Origin of the sequence: Brevibacillus parabrevis, from assembly GCF_022701015.1 — a bacterium.
Classification (GTDB): domain Bacteria; phylum Bacillota; class Bacilli; order Brevibacillales; family Brevibacillaceae; genus Brevibacillus; species Brevibacillus parabrevis.
In genome coordinates, this window is record NZ_CP064090.1 from 1,250,379 (window position 1) to 1,264,675 (window position 14,297).

Sequence of the window (14,297 nt, forward strand, 5' to 3'; positions counted from 1 at the left end):
TGATGGACATCAGAGAAATGGTGGCATCGATTACAAAAGAAATTTTGCTGTCGATGAATACAGAAAAGAAACCTGAAGCACCTCGTGTCCTGTATGTCTTTTGCGACAGCCAGGCTCATGAGGCGTTTCAGGATCATTTTATCCAGTTGAAAAACCACGGCATCTGCCACGACATTCTCTTCCTGGACGGGGAAACCTCGTCCTGGCTGGGAATGCACAAGATCGAATGCGGGGGAGCAGGCAAAGTCCTGACTGCGGATGAGTACGCTCCTGCGCCATTGGAAGTGCCAAAAGATTACGCTGGTATCGTCATCCCGGAAATCGATCTGGACAATGCGGCAAGAATCGCATCCGGGTTGAAAGGCACGATCAAGGCAGAAATCGTCTTTTCCGCACTCGTGACAGGCAAGTTCGTCATTGCAGGCTCCGATGTGCCGGGCATCAAGCGCGCCGACCGTCGCACCCTGCAAACATTGACGCTGACGCCAGCCTATGAAAAGCTGTTCGAGCGCCACGTGGAAGCGATGAAAGAGCTGGGCGTAGAGTTTGCGGAACAAAAACGTTTGGCTGATCGCGTAGTCTCCAAGCTGAAAGCGCAGTTGCCAAAAGCGGAGGCAAAGCCTGAACAGCCGACATTGACTGCGTTGGACGAGGCAGAGGCGGTTTTTTCCGGCAAGCTGCTTACGGCTGACTGGATCAAATCCCAACCGGAACTTCGGGATACGACCTTGCATGTGAAAAAAGGAGCGATTGTCTCTCCTTTGGCTTACGACAGCATGAGGGAGCGCGGCATTACGGTCAGCTACTTAGGAAAAGGGTGATCGCATGTTTTTGGGAAAAGTGATCGGCAGCGTTTGGGCAACCCAAAAGGAAAACGGCATGGAAAATTTGAAGCTGATGGTTGTTCAGCCGATTGACTGGCGCGGCGAAGAGAGCGGGCAAACCGTGATCGCAGCAGACCGGATCGGGGCTGGAATCGGCGAGCAGGTCATCGTTTCACGAGGAACGCCTGCCCGGATTCTTTTCACGGGCAACAGCGTGCCGATCGATGCGATCATCGTAGGTATCGTGGATTCGTTTGAAGTGCCGGGGGCCGCAGGAGGAGAGGAATAGCGATGGAACAGGAACGTTCGCGAGTCATACAGGAATTTGTGCCAGGAAAACAGGTCACGTTGGCTCATGTGATCGCAAATCCTGACCCTATGCTTTACACCAAGCTGGGGATCAAGGAAGCCGGGGCAATCGGCATTTTGACCCTGACACCGACAGAAACAGCCATTATTGCTGCGGATATCGCGACAAAGGCTGCGGGTGTCGAGCTTGGATTTCTCGATCGCTTCACAGGCTCACTGATTGTCGTTGGGGATGTTTCTGCTGTGCAGATGGCAGTGGATGCGGTCAATCAGGTGTTGAGTGAAAAACTGCGGTTCACACCGGCGCTGGTGACGAAATCATGACAGGCCGTGTCATGATCATCGGTGCTATCGAAGCGGGCAAGTCTTCTCTGGTCAAAGCGCTGTTCAACGATGAACAGCCAGCCAGGAAGACTCAGGCGCTTGAATATCGGGACTGGGTGATTGACACGCCGGGCGAGTATAGCGAAAATCCGATGTTTTACCGCACGCTGATGGCTACCTCGCTGGAGGCGACCATCGTCGTGATGGTTCAGGATGCCACTCGCGACCGCAACTACTTTCCCCCAGGTTTCGCGCAAGGCTTTCCCCAAGCTTGCGTAGGGGTCATCACGAAAGTCGACCATCCCGATGCCGATGTACAACGAGCGGAGGGCTACTTGCGCCAGTCTCTGGGCGACGCGAGAATATTCCCGACGTCTTCCTACACGAGCGAGGGAGTGCCGGAATTGCGTGCGTATTTGCAAGAAATTGTCAGCGAATAAGCCTCTTTCCGCCGTAGCGAGTCTGTGAGAAAATGAAGTCAATATCAAACTCCTAGCAGGTGAAAAGAGGTTCGCATGCAATCCATACGGGAACTGTGCAAATCGTCTACGATATTGAGTGAGGACGACATCCAGATCGTGGAGGACCTTGCTTCCAAACTGCAAATTTTTGCCGATCTGTCGCAGGCAGACATGTTCATCGACTGCCCGACCGTAGATCGAAGTGCTGCTTTGGTTGTTGCGCAGGCCAAGCCGGGCACGGCGCGTTCCATGTACAGCGGTTCAGTCGTAGGCCATTTGGCGACTGCGATCAACGAGCCAGCCGTCATGTACTGCCTGACTACAGGCAAGCCGGTCATCGGCTCCAGAGGTGTATCGCAAGAGCAGGTCGTCATGCGTCAAAGCGTCGTACCGATCACAAACGCCGAGGGCAAGACGATTGGCACGCTGATTACCGAGCAAGACATTTCCAAGCAGGTAGAACAAGAAAAAAACGTCGAAATGCTCAAGGAAACGACCGAGCATCTCAGCGAGACACTGATTCAGTTTGCTGTGCCTGACATGCCGATTTCTTCGCTTCTGCATGAGGGCATGATTTTGTTTGATCAGAGTGGAATCATTACGTATGCCAACGGGCGTGCCCACAAGCTGCTCTCCATGATCGGCTTTGATCGGCCGGAAAAGGGAGAGAGCATCGAACGCATTTTTTCCTGGAGAGTTTCCCCGGAAAATTTCGTGCGCCATGGCGGCTATATTCAGGATGAGTTGTCAAAAGGAAAGCATTTTATCATGATGAAAGCGGTTTCGTCCGTTCGCAAGCTCGACATCATCGGGGGCATTATTTTGCTCCGGGACATCTCGGACATCCGCGAAAAAGAGAAGCAGCTGATGATCAAGTCGGCTGTCATCAAAGAGATTCACCATCGCGTCAAAAACAATTTGCAAACTATTTCAAGCCTGCTGCGCCTGCAAATGCGGCGATCGCAGTCAAACGAGATTGAGAAAGTATACCGGGAGAGCATCAACCGGATTAACAGCATCGCCATTATTCACGAATATTTGGCGCAAGATGGTCTGGAACAGATCGATTTCAAAGAGATTCTCACCAAAATATCGAAAATTATCGTCTCCTCGATGAGACGTTCAGAGCAAGCCATACACGTCGTCGTGACGGGGGAATCCGTGTACCTTCCGTCCAACAAGGCGACATCTTTTGCTTTAATTGTCACGGAGCTGATTCAAAATTGCATGATTCACGGATTCCGCGAGCTTCATGAAGGGCGCATCTCGATCGCGCTCGTCTCGAAAGACGATTTCGTCAGCCTGTCTGTTACGGATGACGGAGTGGGAATCGAGGATATGGAGCATATTCATAAAAAGGGACACCTTGGCCTGAAAATCGTCGATACGCTCGTCAGGGAAGACCTGGAAGGAACCATGCATTTCCGCAACACAGGCAACGGAACGGAAGTTACCATTCTCTATCCGATCCAAAAGGAGGATGAAGATGACACAGCCGAAGATTATGGTGGTTGATGACGAGCCGATCATCCGCATGGACTTGCGCGAGATGCTCGAAAACGAAGGGTATCAGGTAGTGGCCGAGGCGAAAAACGGGGAAGAGGCAGTCGAACTCGCTCATCGCCACAAGCCCGACCTCATCATCATGGACGTCAAAATGCCGGGCCTGAATGGGATCAAGGCGAGTGGGATCATCCGCACCTTTTCGGACTGCTCCATCCTTCTTTTGACCGCGTACAGCCAGAAGGAACTTGTCCTGGATGCGCGCAAAGCCGGGGTAACGGCGTATCTGGTAAAGCCTGTATCCGAAGATGACCTGATTCCTGCGGTCGAGATTGCGCTCAGCCAAAAGGAAAAAGTGGTGTCGCTGAAGAAAGATATTAGTGATCTGAAACAAAAGATCGAGGATCGCAAAGCAGTGGAAAAAGCCAAAGGCAAGCTGATGAGCGCGCTCTCCCTAGAGGAGGAGGCCGCTTACAAATGGATGCAGCAAGTAAGCATGCAACGGCGCATGCCACTTGTGAAGCTGGCGGAAGAAATTCTTTCAGGCGAGCAAACGATTTTGACTCAGGGGTAATGTCTCTGAGCAGTTTTTTCATAAAAAGAAACGAACGCAACAAGTAGATAGCAAGAGAAGCAAAGGCGCTTGTATCAGACCGGAAGCGATTATTTCGGCTGTTCAAGCGTCTTTTTGCTTGCCTCGTCTGGCACGCCAATGGTTCAAGGAGGTTCATTATGGATGAACAGTGGATCCAAAGCGTCGGCATCGATGTCGGAACCAGCACAACGAAAATGATCGTCAGCCGATTGCGGTTGGGGCGCATGTCCAGCACGTTTTCGCTGCCGCGCTACCAGATCGTGGAGCGGCAGCTGCTGTATGCGAGTGAGGTGCATTCCACCCCGTTGATCGGGTTTGACGAGATTGACGCTGAAGGAATCGGTGCGATTTTGCAAGAGGAGTACAGAAAGGCCCAAATCAGTCTGTCGTCCATCAAGTCAGGCGCCGTGATCATTACCGGAGAGACAGCCAGCAAGAAAAACGCGCAGCACATCGTTCATCTGCTGGCGGAGCGATCCGGCGATTTCGTGGTAGCAACTGCGGGAGCGGACCTTGAAGGCGTGCTGGCAGGCAAAGGCGCGGGGGCGGAAAAACGCTCGCAAACGATCCAGGGAACGATCGTCAATGTCGATATTGGCGGCGGGACGGCGAATGCTGCTTACTTCCAGCGCGGCCGAGCGATTGCGACGGTGACTTTTCACGTCGGAGGCAGGCTGATTCGCCTGGACCAGCAAGATATGGTTACGTACGTGTCGCCGAACATCCAGGCATGGCTTTCTGCGAAAGGCTTGCGCATCACGGTCGGTCAAAGAATCAGTCTGGCCGAGATTTCGGAAGTGGCGCGGCAGATGGCGTGCAGCATGCTGGATTACTTGACGGGAAAAGAGCGGCAAATATCGGGCTTGCTGGTAGTAGGGCCTCAATTGCGCGGCGATTTCCCGGTGGAGGAGCTGACCGTTTCCGGCGGGGTCGGGAAGCTGATGGAAGGCGCTCCCGTAAGAAGCATGGCAGAGGTGAGTCGCTACGGCGATTTTGGCCCGCTGCTCGGTTACGTGTTGCAGCAGGAGCGGGAAAAAGGGACGTACGCGGTTAACTGGCTCGATCCGGAACAGACGGTGCGGGCTACGGTTATCGGGGCAGGCATGCAAAGTACAGAGATCAGCGGATCGACTGTGCATATCAAGCCTGAGCTGCTCCCGATCAAAAACATTCCGATTCTCAAGCTGGAGCTTACCCAGGAGCAGTTGGCGAACCCGGCGCAGCTTCATCAGGAAGTAGCGGCGATTTACCAGCTGGGGGAACGGCTTTTTGATAAAACGACAGGAATCCCGTTCGCACTCGCGATCTCGGGCATCGGCTATTGCTCGTATGCGTTGCTGCAAACGATATCCCAGGAGCTGTCCGACCAGTATCGGCACTATTTTGCCGAGAGCCAGACGATGGTCGTGATCTGCGAGACGGATATGGCAAAAGCATTGGGGCAGGCGCTGGCGCTGCGTTGCAAGGGCGCACCGGAAATTATTTGCATCGATCAGGTGCGGGTAGAGTATGGCGATTATATCGACCTGGGCGAGCCGATTTCGGGAACGATTATCCCGGTCGTGGTAAAAACCCTCGCTTTTGACGAGAAGGCGTAACGTATAAAGGGGTGGACAAAATGAACACGAAAACGACTGTGCTTGGACAGACCTATCAATTTCGCGATTTGAAAGAAATTTTCGCGAAGGCAAACGAAGACAAATCAGGAGACCAGCTGGCTGGGATCGCTGCTTCCGATTCACGGGAACGCGTAGCTGCCAAGCAGGTTCTGGCTGACTTGACTTTGGCCGACATCCGCAACAACCCCATGCTTCCTCCGGAGGAAGACGAGGTCTCTCGTGTCATTGAAGAGGGGATTAACGAGAAAATTTACAACGAGATCAAAAACTGGAGCGTTGCCGAGCTGCGCGAGTACATTTTGAGCCACAATGCGGGCGAGAACGACATCAAGCGGATCAGCCGTGGCTTGTCCAGTGAAATGATCGCCGCAACAGCAAAGCTGATGAGCAACCTCGACCTGATCACAGCGGCGGCGAAAATTCGCAATGTGACCCACTGCAACACAGCGATTGGCCAGCCAGGCGTACTGGCCGCACGGGTACAGCCAAACCATCCGTCGGACAACGTGCAAGGGATCAAGGCAGCGCTGTACGAGGGGCTTAGCTACGGAATTGGCGACGCGGTTATCGGGATCAACCCGGTTATCGATACGTCAGACAGCGTCAAAGATATTCTCACGATGACCAAAGAAGTGATGAACAAGTGGGAGATCCCGACGCAAAACTGTGTTCTGGCGCACGTCACTACCCAAATGCGGGCAATCCGTCAAGGTGCGCCTGCCGACCTGATTTTCCAATCACTCGCAGGCAGCGAAAAAGGCAACAACGCTTTCGGTATCGACGTCAAGCTGTTGGATGAAGCAGATGAGCTGATGCGCAAAGAAGGTACGTCCTACGGGCCGAACTTCTGGTATTTCGAGACGGGGCAAGGCTCCGAGCTTTCTTCCGAGGCGCATTTCGGCATCGACCAGGTGACGATGGAATCCCGTTGCTACGGATTGGCTCGCAAGTACAACCCGTTTATCGTCAATACGGTTGTCGGCTTCATCGGACCGGAATATTTGTACGACAGCCGCCAGGTCATTCGGGCAGGTTTGGAAGACCACTACATGGGCAAGCTGCACGGGCTGCCAATGGGTTGTGACGTATGCTATACGAACCATATGAAGGTTGACCAGAACGATATGGACAACTTGGGTATTTTGCTCTCGGCGGCAGGGGTCAACTTTGTCATCGGGGTAGCCATGGCGGACGACGTCATGCTGAACTATCAATCGACCAGCTTCCACGATATCGCTGCGTTCCGCGAAGTTCTCGGCCTGCGCCCGGCGCCTGCCTTTGAAAAATGGCTGGAGAAAATGGGGATCATGGAGAACGGCAAGCTGACGGCAAGAGCGGGCGATCCGACAATCTTCATGTAAGAAGAGGGGGTGTATGACGGATGGAACAACAATTGGATTTTTTAGTAGACAAAGTAGTGGCAGAACTGCAAAAGAAACTGTCTGAGCTGGGAGAAAAAGCTCCTGCGCAAGCGGTGGAACAGGCCGTGGAGAAAGTGGTTGAAGCAAGCATGCAACCAGGCGCACAGCCAAGCGTGGAAGCGAATGGGGCAGCAGCTCTCCAGTCCGACGTATCGGAGGAGCCGGAGAGAACGGCACAAATTCCGAATCCGCAATGGAAAGAAGGACTCGATGAGCTGTTGACAAGTACGCCAGCCCGGATTGGCGTATGGCGTACAGGCGTCCGGCCATTGACCAAAACGATGCTGCAATTGCGTCGCGATCACGCCGCAGCCGTTGATGCCGTATACGGCGAGGTTCGTCAGGAAGTGCTTGACCAATTTTCCTTGTTCACAGTGGAAACGCAGTACGACAACACCGAGAACTATTTGAAACGCCCGGACATGGGACGCATTCTCACAGATGAGGGAGTACGCCTGTTGCAAGAGCGTTGCCAAAAGAAACCGCAGGTGCAAATCGTCGTGTCTGACGGACTGAGCGCCAGCGCGGTGGACGCCAACCTGAAAGACGTGCTGCCGTCCTTGCTGGACTCTTTGAAAAGCTACGGGCTTAGCTGCGGCACACCGTTCTTTGTCAAAGGCGGCCGCGTAGCAAGCATGGACCATATCGGCGAAGTTTTGGAGCCGGAAGTATTGGTCATGTTGATCGGCGAACGTCCCGGTCTGGTCACGGCGCACTCGATGAGTGCCTACATGTGCTATCGTCCGCGCAAAGGGATGGTAGAGTCCGAGCGTACCGTTATCTCCAACATTCACCGTCAAGGCACATCGCCCGTTGAGGCGGGAGCACATATCGGCACGATTCTCTCCAAAATGCTGGAGCAAAAAGCAAGCGGTGTGAAGCTGGTCTTGTAAGATACGTGGAAAATGACCCGAGGAGGAACTACCATGACATTCCGCAGAAAAAAAGTAGCCGTCATCGGAAGCGGCTTTACCGGAGCGACCACTGCGTTCATCATGGCGCAAAAAGAGTTGGCTGACATCGTGTTGGTGGATATCCCGCAGCTGGAGAATCCGACCAAAGGAAAAGCGCTGGATATGATGGAATCTTCGCCGGTTCTCGGTTTTGATTCCTCAATCACAGGCACATCCGATTACAAAGACATTCAAGGCTCCGATATCGTCATCATCACCGCAGGGATTGCCCGCAAGCCGGGCATGTCCCGCGACGACCTGGTGGCAACAAACGCTGCCATCATGCGTTCTGTAGCGGAGCAAGTGAAAATTTACGCGCCGAACTCCATCGTACTCATCTTGTCCAACCCGGTTGATGCGATGACGTACACGTTCTTCAAAACGTCCGGCTTCCCGAAACACCGCGTCATCGGTCAATCCGGTGTACTCGACACCGCCCGTTTCCGCACCTTCGTGGCCATGGAGCTGAACGTTTCTGTAGAAGACGTGACAGGCTTCGTACTGGGCGGACACGGTGACGACATGGTTCCGCTCTTGCGTTACTCTTACGCTGGCGGCATCCCGCTGGACAAATTGATCCCGCAAAATCGCCTCGATGCCATCGTCGAGCGCACGCGCAAAGGCGGCGGTGAGATCGTCGCCCTGCTCGGAAACGGCTCCGCCTACTACGCGCCTGCCGCTGCCCTGGTGGAAATGGCAGAAGCGATCCTGAAAGACAAGAAGCGCATTTTGCCATCCATCGCATATCTGGAAGGCGAGTACGGCTACCACGACCTGTACCTGGGCGTGCCCACTCTCCTGGGTGGAAACGGCATCGAAAAAGTCATCGAGCTGGATTTGACTGCCTCCGAGAAGGCGGCACTGGACAAATCGGCTGACTCTGTTCGCGCGGTTATGAAAGTAGCTGTGCAGTAAGCGCGCGTGCTAAAGAAGAAGGAAGCCCTGCCATCTGGATTTGGCGGGGCTTTTTTCGTGGGAATGCAAAGAAAAGCCGCCCCTACTGGCAGGGCGGTTTTTCGCGCTTTCGGTTCTTATTTGCTGATCAGTTTTGGCTCTTTTTCGCCCAGCTTGATCGTAGTTTCGCTCGGAATCCACATGCCTGTGTTTTCGTCGCGGCCTTGCAGCACAACTGTTGGATTGGCTTTTCCAAGCTGTTCGGCTGCTTTCGCTGCTTGCTGACCGATTTTGCCGCCTTTGACGCGGTTTACGACCAGTGACAGTTGTACGCTGTCCAGCTCGGTCATCATTTCAAAATCGCCGTTGCTGTCGCCTGCGATCAGGATTGGGCCATAGCCGTACTTTTTCGCGAGTACGCTTTGGATGACTTCTGTTTTGCCGTGACCGACAGTGATTGGATAGTTTGGCTGGTACACGTTCGTGATCAGGCCATTCTCTGTCTTCAAGCGCATGCCGATAATGTTTTCAGTTGGCAGGTTGTATCCGTATTTTGGCAGAGTGGCAAATACGCGGACAACGTCCTCAAGCGATGCCGATACGACGTACACGTCGATACCGTTGGCGCGCAGAGTGTTCATCAGGTTTGCCACTTCCGAAGTCAGGCGCAGTCCTGTTGTGTGAGAAGCGGTGACCACGCCAGCTTTGCCAGCCAATGCTTTCGGGCTTGTCCAGGTCACTTTTTCAATCGCCATGCCCAGACTGACGTCATTGGAAGTCTCGGCAAGCTGATGAACTTCGTCGATCGTCATGTTGGTGAACAGGTAGAGCACCCATGGATAGCCGACGGAGTTGCTGTGTGTATCGTTGATCGCTTCGTACAGGAAAAACAGCTTTGTCTTGAAGTCAGCGAATTGCTCCGTTGCTTTCACTTCCTCCAATGTCTTCGTTCCTTTAAAGCCTTTGTAATTTTGGTACAGGTACGTGTAGTCGGCAACGAGATCGCTTGCGATCGCGTCGAGCGTCACTTGCTTGCCGTCCACGTTTTTGTACGAATCGGAAAAAGGTCCTTCTGGCACATTGGTGCGGATGACCTTGCCGAATTGTTCCGGCGTCATTTTGTAGGCGAGGTGGTTGATCTGGTAGACGAAGAGAGCTTCCTCTGTGTCGTGCATGATGCTTGTATTGTCCCAGTCAAAAACGGCGTACGGTTTTTTTGCAGCGTTGTAGGCAGGATTTTGCATGCCGTTTTTCTCAATCAATGCGTTGACAGCCTGATAAGTTGCAGGCGCCCATTTCCCCTTGTCGAGCGCTTGCGCGGCTGGTGTGGCAGCCTGTGCGGACACAGTAGTCGCGAGCAGAACAGCGATCATCAGCAGTGTCAGCCACCAAAAGCTGCGTTTTGCCAGTGTGTGAGACATAGTTGTCATCCCCTCTTCTTTCTGTAGTTTCGTCGATTTGCCAAATGAAAACGCTATCATTTTTTCGGGAAGTGGACCAAAGGCAAAAAAACAGGGCCCTTCCCGGCGCTTGACGCAAGCGCAGAAAAAGACCCCATTGTCTTTTGCGTTTTTATTTGTACATCCATCATACTAAATTCAGCCAAAAAATCAAGAAAATTTCGCCAGTTGTTTGCCAGGCAGGAGTGGATGGAAAAGAACGCGAAGTCAAAAAGGTTTGCAGGTTCGTGATGGACATAATGAATAAAGAGATGTCAGGAAAAGGATGATGAACGGTGAAGCTGATCGAGACGAGCAAGGGCATTTTGACCAATTGCATGGCGTTAAAAGCAAACGAGTCTTTTCTGGTAGTCGCGGACGAACCGAAGCGGGAGCTTGGCGAGGCGCTATGGGAAGCCGGCAAGCAGCTTGGAGCAGAGTCGGTGCTGATGGTGATGACAGAGCGTGAAAAGTCCGGGCAGGAGCCGCCTGTGGCGGTAGCAGCGGCGATGAAGAGTGCCGACGTGGTCGTGTGTGTGACCGAGCATTCCTTGACGCACACCAAAGCGCGCAAAGAAGCAGCGGCAAACGGGACGAGACTTGCCACCATGCCAGGCATCACCGCAGACATGTTCCTCGAAGGGGCGATTTCTGCCGACTATGCGCAAGTGAAAGTGCTGACGGAAAAAGTGACCGAGCTGCTGACCGCAGCCAGCAGCGTGCGGATTGAAAAGGCAGGAAAATCGCTCACTTTTTCCATAGCCGGACGCAATGGCGTGCCGAGCACAGGCATGTATGTCAATCCGGGTGAATCGGGCAACCTGCCTTCCGGAGAAGCGTATGTGGCACCGCTGGAAGGAACGGCAGAGGGACAAATCCTCGTGGACGGCTCGATCGCCGGGATTGGCAAAATCGACTCGCCCCTTTTGTTGACGATTGAAAAAGGGCGGATCACGCAGGCAGAAGGCGCATCGGCTGAGCGACTGCTGCAAATTTTGGGCGATCAAGACGGCCGTCTGCTCGGCGAATTTGGGATAGGAACGAACGACAAGGCACGAATTACGGGAGTCGTGCTGGAAGACGAAAAAGTGTACGGAACGATTCACGTTGCGTTTGGCAGCAACAACACATTCGGCGGCACAATTGTGGCGGGAGTGCATATCGATCTGGTGGTCAAAGACCCGGATGTGTATTTGGACGACACATGCATCATGAAAAGCGGGAAGCTTTTGGGACAGTAGCCGACTTGACCCGGGAGCCAGGATGAATCCCGATCACAAATGGTGTATGATGGGAGCATATCCTTTGAGGCGGATGTGATGTGATGTTGTTGCTGGAGCAAATTGTGGCGGTCATTACGGCAGGGAACCTGGTTTTGGCCGCTGTTCTCATCTTCATGGAGAGGCGCAACATTGCGGCTACCTGGGCTTGGCTGATGGTTCTCCTGTTTTTGCCGGGTATCGGGTTTCTCTTCTATTTGATTTTTGGGCAAAGACTGAGCAAGAAAAAGCTGTATCGGCTCCGCCAGGGAGAGTTCTCGCATTTTCGGGCGGCTGTCGACAAGCAGAAAAAGCTTCTGGAACAAGGCGAGCTGCAAGTGAACGATCTGGCGATGGAACGGCATCGGGACATGATTTTCATGAACGTGGTGAGCGACGGTGCTTACTATACGCAGGATAACGCCATTCAGGTGTTTGCCGAGGGGCACAGCTTGTTCGACCTTATGTTCAAGCAGATCGCAGAGGCAAAAGAGCACGTTCATTTGCTCTATTATATTTTCAATGATGATGAACTCGGAACACAGCTCGTGCAGCTGTTGACGAAGAAAGCGCGCGAAGGCGTAGAAGTCAGGCTGCTGTACGATGCAGTAGGGTCGGCAGGCGTCCCTTCGCGGTTTTTCCGGCCGCTGGTGGAAGCGGGCGGGGAGGTCGTCTCCTTTTTCCCTTCGTCGATCCCGTTCCTTAATTTCCGGGTCAACTTCCGCAATCACCGCAAGCTGACGATCATCGACGGGAAAAGCGGCTATATCGGCGGCTTCAACATCGGGGATGAATATTTGGGCAAGGACAAAAAGCTGGGGTATTGGCGAGACACCCACCTGCTAATCGAGGGGAAAGCCGTCTACATGCTTCAGGCCCGCTTTTTCCTGGACTGGAATTTGTCCGCTCCCAAGCGAATACAGGAGTCGTTTGCCTATTTCCCGGAAATGAATGAGCCACAAGGGACGATTGGTTGCCAGATCGTGTCCAGCGGGCCAAATTCGGAGAAACAGCAAATCAAGCACGCGTTTCTGAAAATGATCTACAAGGCGCGGAAAAAGATTTACTTGCAAACACCGTACTTCATTCCGGACGACAGCATGCTGACAGCGCTGAAGATGGCGGCGATGTCAGGAGTGGACGTGCGCGTGATGGTGCCAGGCAGGCCCGACCACCTGATGGTTTTCTGGGCGACCCACTCTTATTTGGGGGAGCTGTTGAAAAGCGGTGTCCGCTGCTATTTGTATGAAAAAGGCTTCATGCACGCCAAGACGATGGTGGTGGACACGCAGCTTTCTTCTGTAGGGACAGCGAATGTGGATATTCGCAGCTTCAAGCTGAATTTTGAGACGAACGTGTTCCTGTACGATTCGCAGATGGCCAAGCAACTGGAGGAGCTGTTCGAGGCTGATCTGGAGGATTGCCGGGAAATGACGATGGAAGAGTATTTGAACCGTCCGCTCCGTTCGCGGATGCAGGAATCATTGACACGGCTGTTGTCACCGATTTTATAACAAGAAAAAGGACCCGCTGGCCCTGTGAATCTTTTTCACGGGTTGGGGGTCCTTTCGTTTTTTGCGCGTCCCGGGCGTCACTCCCAGTTCAGCGAGGTACTTTAAGGCTTTTTCGCGCCTGTCAAATATTCCACAGCTTCATCCAGTTGTTTTTCAATCAAAATCGGATCGTAGCCAAGCCATCTGTCTACATCGACGATATACACATGATTGTTTTTCACAGCCGGGAGGTTTTTCCACAGGTTGCTGCTTTCGATTTCTTTCAAGTAGGAAGCGGCATCTTCGCCTGGGAACAGCATCAGGAAAATATGGTCGGCCGCATACTCTGGCAGCAGCTCCATGGAAATGTCTTTGGACCAGAAGTTAGGGTCTTTGTCCAGCTCGGCCTTGATCGGAGCGGGCGGCGTCAGTTGGAGCGAATTGTACAGGACGTGGCCCATATTGCGCGCGCCGTACATTTTGATTACTTTCGCGCGGACGTTCAAGGCTGCGACTGTTTCGTTCTTGCCGATTTTGGCCTGCACCAGCTTGCGGGCTTCTTCGACTTTGGCGTTATGCTTGGCGATCCACTCTTCGCCCTCTTTTTGTCTTCCGAGGACGTCAGCAACTTGCTTCGTGTGGCCGATGAAGTCGGTTTTATCGAAATCGATTGCGACTACAGGAGCGATTTTTTGCAGCTTCTCAAAAACTTGCTGCTCTACCTCGGTGTCGGTCACAATCAGATCGGGCTGCATCTCCAAGATTTTTTCGAGATTGTAGGAATCGTAATCGCCTACCACTTCGATGCCTTTTACGAACGGGGCCATGTCAGCCCCTTCCATGTGACCTTGCACCGCGCCAATCGGTTTTATACCGAGGACGAGCATATTGCTCAAGTATTGCAAGGCAATGACGCGCTCTGGCTTGACTGGAATCGTTGCTTCGCCTTTTGCGTGCTTGATGACACGCGTCTCTTTTTTGGCAGGCTCGGAAGCAGGTGCTGGTGAAGCGGTTTGCTGCTCGGACTGGCTTGGAGCCGTTTGGGAGCATGCTGTCAAAAGAAGCAGGGCAAAGAGCATAATGCCGGACAGACACGCTTGTATGCGAGATCGTTTCATGAATACCCTCCTGAATGAAAATGATTCTCAACAACAAGCTTCATCTTACCGTGAACCGTTTGACTCATCCATGGAGGATATTCCG

General features: G+C 53.1%; 14 protein-coding genes. 12 read left to right on the forward strand and 2 right to left on the reverse strand.

The genetic code is table 11. The annotated features are described in order from the left end of the window. Positions 1–2 precede the first annotated feature (2 nt). From IRJ17_RS06010 to mdh, 10 genes are all read left to right on the forward strand, one after another. Positions 3–821, forward strand: coding sequence for a hypothetical protein (locus tag IRJ17_RS06010; protein ID WP_173596318.1), 819 nt, complete (start codon positions 3–5; stop codon positions 819–821). Between the two features lie 4 nt (positions 822–825). Next, positions 826–1,113, forward strand: coding sequence for a EutN/CcmL family microcompartment protein (locus tag IRJ17_RS06015; protein ID WP_063228865.1), 288 nt, complete (start codon positions 826–828; stop codon positions 1,111–1,113). 2 nt (positions 1,114–1,115) lie between these two features. Beyond that, positions 1,116–1,457, forward strand: a complete 342-nt coding sequence (eutS, locus tag IRJ17_RS06020; RefSeq protein WP_063228866.1) for an ethanolamine utilization microcompartment protein EutS — start codon at positions 1,116–1,118, stop codon at positions 1,455–1,457. Continuing rightward, entirely contained in the window at positions 1,454–1,897 is a 444-nt protein-coding gene (locus IRJ17_RS06025; protein ID WP_063228867.1) for a EutP/PduV family microcompartment system protein, read from the forward strand. Before eutS ends, IRJ17_RS06025 begins: the two co-directional genes overlap by 4 nt. Positions 1,898–1,972: 75 nt before the next feature. Beyond that, positions 1,973–3,433: a sensor histidine kinase gene (locus IRJ17_RS06030; protein ID WP_063228868.1), complete on the forward strand. Its 1,461-nt coding sequence runs from the start codon at positions 1,973–1,975 to the stop codon at positions 3,431–3,433. After that, positions 3,399–3,995 (forward strand): ANTAR domain-containing response regulator, encoded by a 597-nt coding sequence (locus IRJ17_RS06035; protein ID WP_425266752.1) that lies wholly within the window; start codon positions 3,399–3,401, stop codon positions 3,993–3,995. Before IRJ17_RS06030 ends, IRJ17_RS06035 begins: the two co-directional genes overlap by 35 nt. A gap of 158 nt (positions 3,996–4,153) precedes the next feature. After that, entirely contained in the window at positions 4,154–5,614 is a 1,461-nt protein-coding gene (locus IRJ17_RS06040; protein WP_242773730.1) for an ethanolamine ammonia-lyase reactivating factor EutA, read from the forward strand. 20 nt (positions 5,615–5,634) lie between these two features. After that, positions 5,635–6,996: an ethanolamine ammonia-lyase subunit EutB gene (locus tag IRJ17_RS06045; RefSeq protein ID WP_063228871.1), complete on the forward strand. Its 1,362-nt coding sequence runs from the start codon at positions 5,635–5,637 to the stop codon at positions 6,994–6,996. A 20-nt stretch (positions 6,997–7,016) separates the two neighbouring features. Next, positions 7,017–7,949, forward strand: a complete 933-nt coding sequence (eutC, locus tag IRJ17_RS06050; protein WP_242773733.1) for an ethanolamine ammonia-lyase subunit EutC — start codon at positions 7,017–7,019, stop codon at positions 7,947–7,949. Between the two features lie 33 nt (positions 7,950–7,982). Further along, positions 7,983–8,924: a malate dehydrogenase gene (gene mdh / locus IRJ17_RS06055; protein ID WP_122962493.1), complete on the forward strand. Its 942-nt coding sequence runs from the start codon at positions 7,983–7,985 to the stop codon at positions 8,922–8,924. Positions 8,925–9,040: 116 nt separating this feature from the next. Here the strand turns inward: mdh and IRJ17_RS06060 are convergent, their stop codons facing one another. Continuing rightward, positions 9,041–10,324 (reverse strand): haloacid dehalogenase-like hydrolase, encoded by a 1,284-nt coding sequence (locus IRJ17_RS06060; protein ID WP_063228874.1) that lies wholly within the window; start codon positions 10,322–10,324, stop codon positions 9,041–9,043. A gap of 314 nt (positions 10,325–10,638) precedes the next feature. Between IRJ17_RS06060 and IRJ17_RS06065 the strand changes: the two genes are divergently transcribed. After that, the gene (locus IRJ17_RS06065; protein ID WP_173599540.1) at positions 10,639–11,583 is read left to right on the forward strand and encodes an aminopeptidase; all 945 of its coding nucleotides are present in this window, start codon (positions 10,639–10,641) and stop codon (positions 11,581–11,583) included. 83 nt (positions 11,584–11,666) lie between these two features. Beyond that, positions 11,667–13,115 carry a cardiolipin synthase gene (gene cls, locus IRJ17_RS06070; protein WP_122962495.1) on the forward strand — a complete coding sequence of 483 codons (1,449 nt, stop codon included), beginning with the start codon at positions 11,667–11,669 and terminating at the stop codon, positions 13,113–13,115. A gap of 101 nt (positions 13,116–13,216) precedes the next feature. On the opposite strand, the gene IRJ17_RS06075 is transcribed toward cls, so the two are convergent. Continuing rightward, on the reverse strand, positions 13,217–14,212 hold the full coding sequence (locus IRJ17_RS06075; protein WP_173599539.1) for an ABC transporter substrate-binding protein: 996 nt from the start codon (positions 14,210–14,212) through the stop codon (positions 13,217–13,219). Positions 14,213–14,297: the final 85 nt, after the last annotated feature.

Coding starts and splice junctions, on each gene's coding strand:
- IRJ17_RS06010 (WP_173596318.1), top strand. CDS start 3: ATGGACATCAGAGAAATGGTGGCATCGATTACAAAAGAAATTTTGCTG.
- IRJ17_RS06015 (WP_063228865.1), top strand. CDS start 826: ATGTTTTTGGGAAAAGTGATCGGCAGCGTTTGGGCAACCCAAAAGGAA.
- eutS (WP_063228866.1), top strand. CDS start 1,116: ATGGAACAGGAACGTTCGCGAGTCATACAGGAATTTGTGCCAGGAAAA.
- IRJ17_RS06025 (WP_063228867.1), top strand. CDS start 1,454: ATGACAGGCCGTGTCATGATCATCGGTGCTATCGAAGCGGGCAAGTCT.
- IRJ17_RS06030 (WP_063228868.1), top strand. CDS start 1,973: ATGCAATCCATACGGGAACTGTGCAAATCGTCTACGATATTGAGTGAG.
- IRJ17_RS06035 (WP_425266752.1), top strand. CDS start 3,399: ATGAAGATGACACAGCCGAAGATTATGGTGGTTGATGACGAGCCGATC.
- IRJ17_RS06040 (WP_242773730.1), top strand. CDS start 4,154: ATGGATGAACAGTGGATCCAAAGCGTCGGCATCGATGTCGGAACCAGC.
- IRJ17_RS06045 (WP_063228871.1), top strand. CDS start 5,635: ATGAACACGAAAACGACTGTGCTTGGACAGACCTATCAATTTCGCGAT.
- eutC (WP_242773733.1), top strand. CDS start 7,017: ATGGAACAACAATTGGATTTTTTAGTAGACAAAGTAGTGGCAGAACTG.
- mdh (WP_122962493.1), top strand. CDS start 7,983: ATGACATTCCGCAGAAAAAAAGTAGCCGTCATCGGAAGCGGCTTTACC.
- IRJ17_RS06060 (WP_063228874.1), bottom strand. CDS start 10,324: ATGTCTCACACACTGGCAAAACGCAGCTTTTGGTGGCTGACACTGCTG.
- cls (WP_122962495.1), top strand. CDS start 11,667: ATGTTGTTGCTGGAGCAAATTGTGGCGGTCATTACGGCAGGGAACCTG.
- IRJ17_RS06075 (WP_173599539.1), bottom strand. CDS start 14,212: ATGAAACGATCTCGCATACAAGCGTGTCTGTCCGGCATTATGCTCTTT.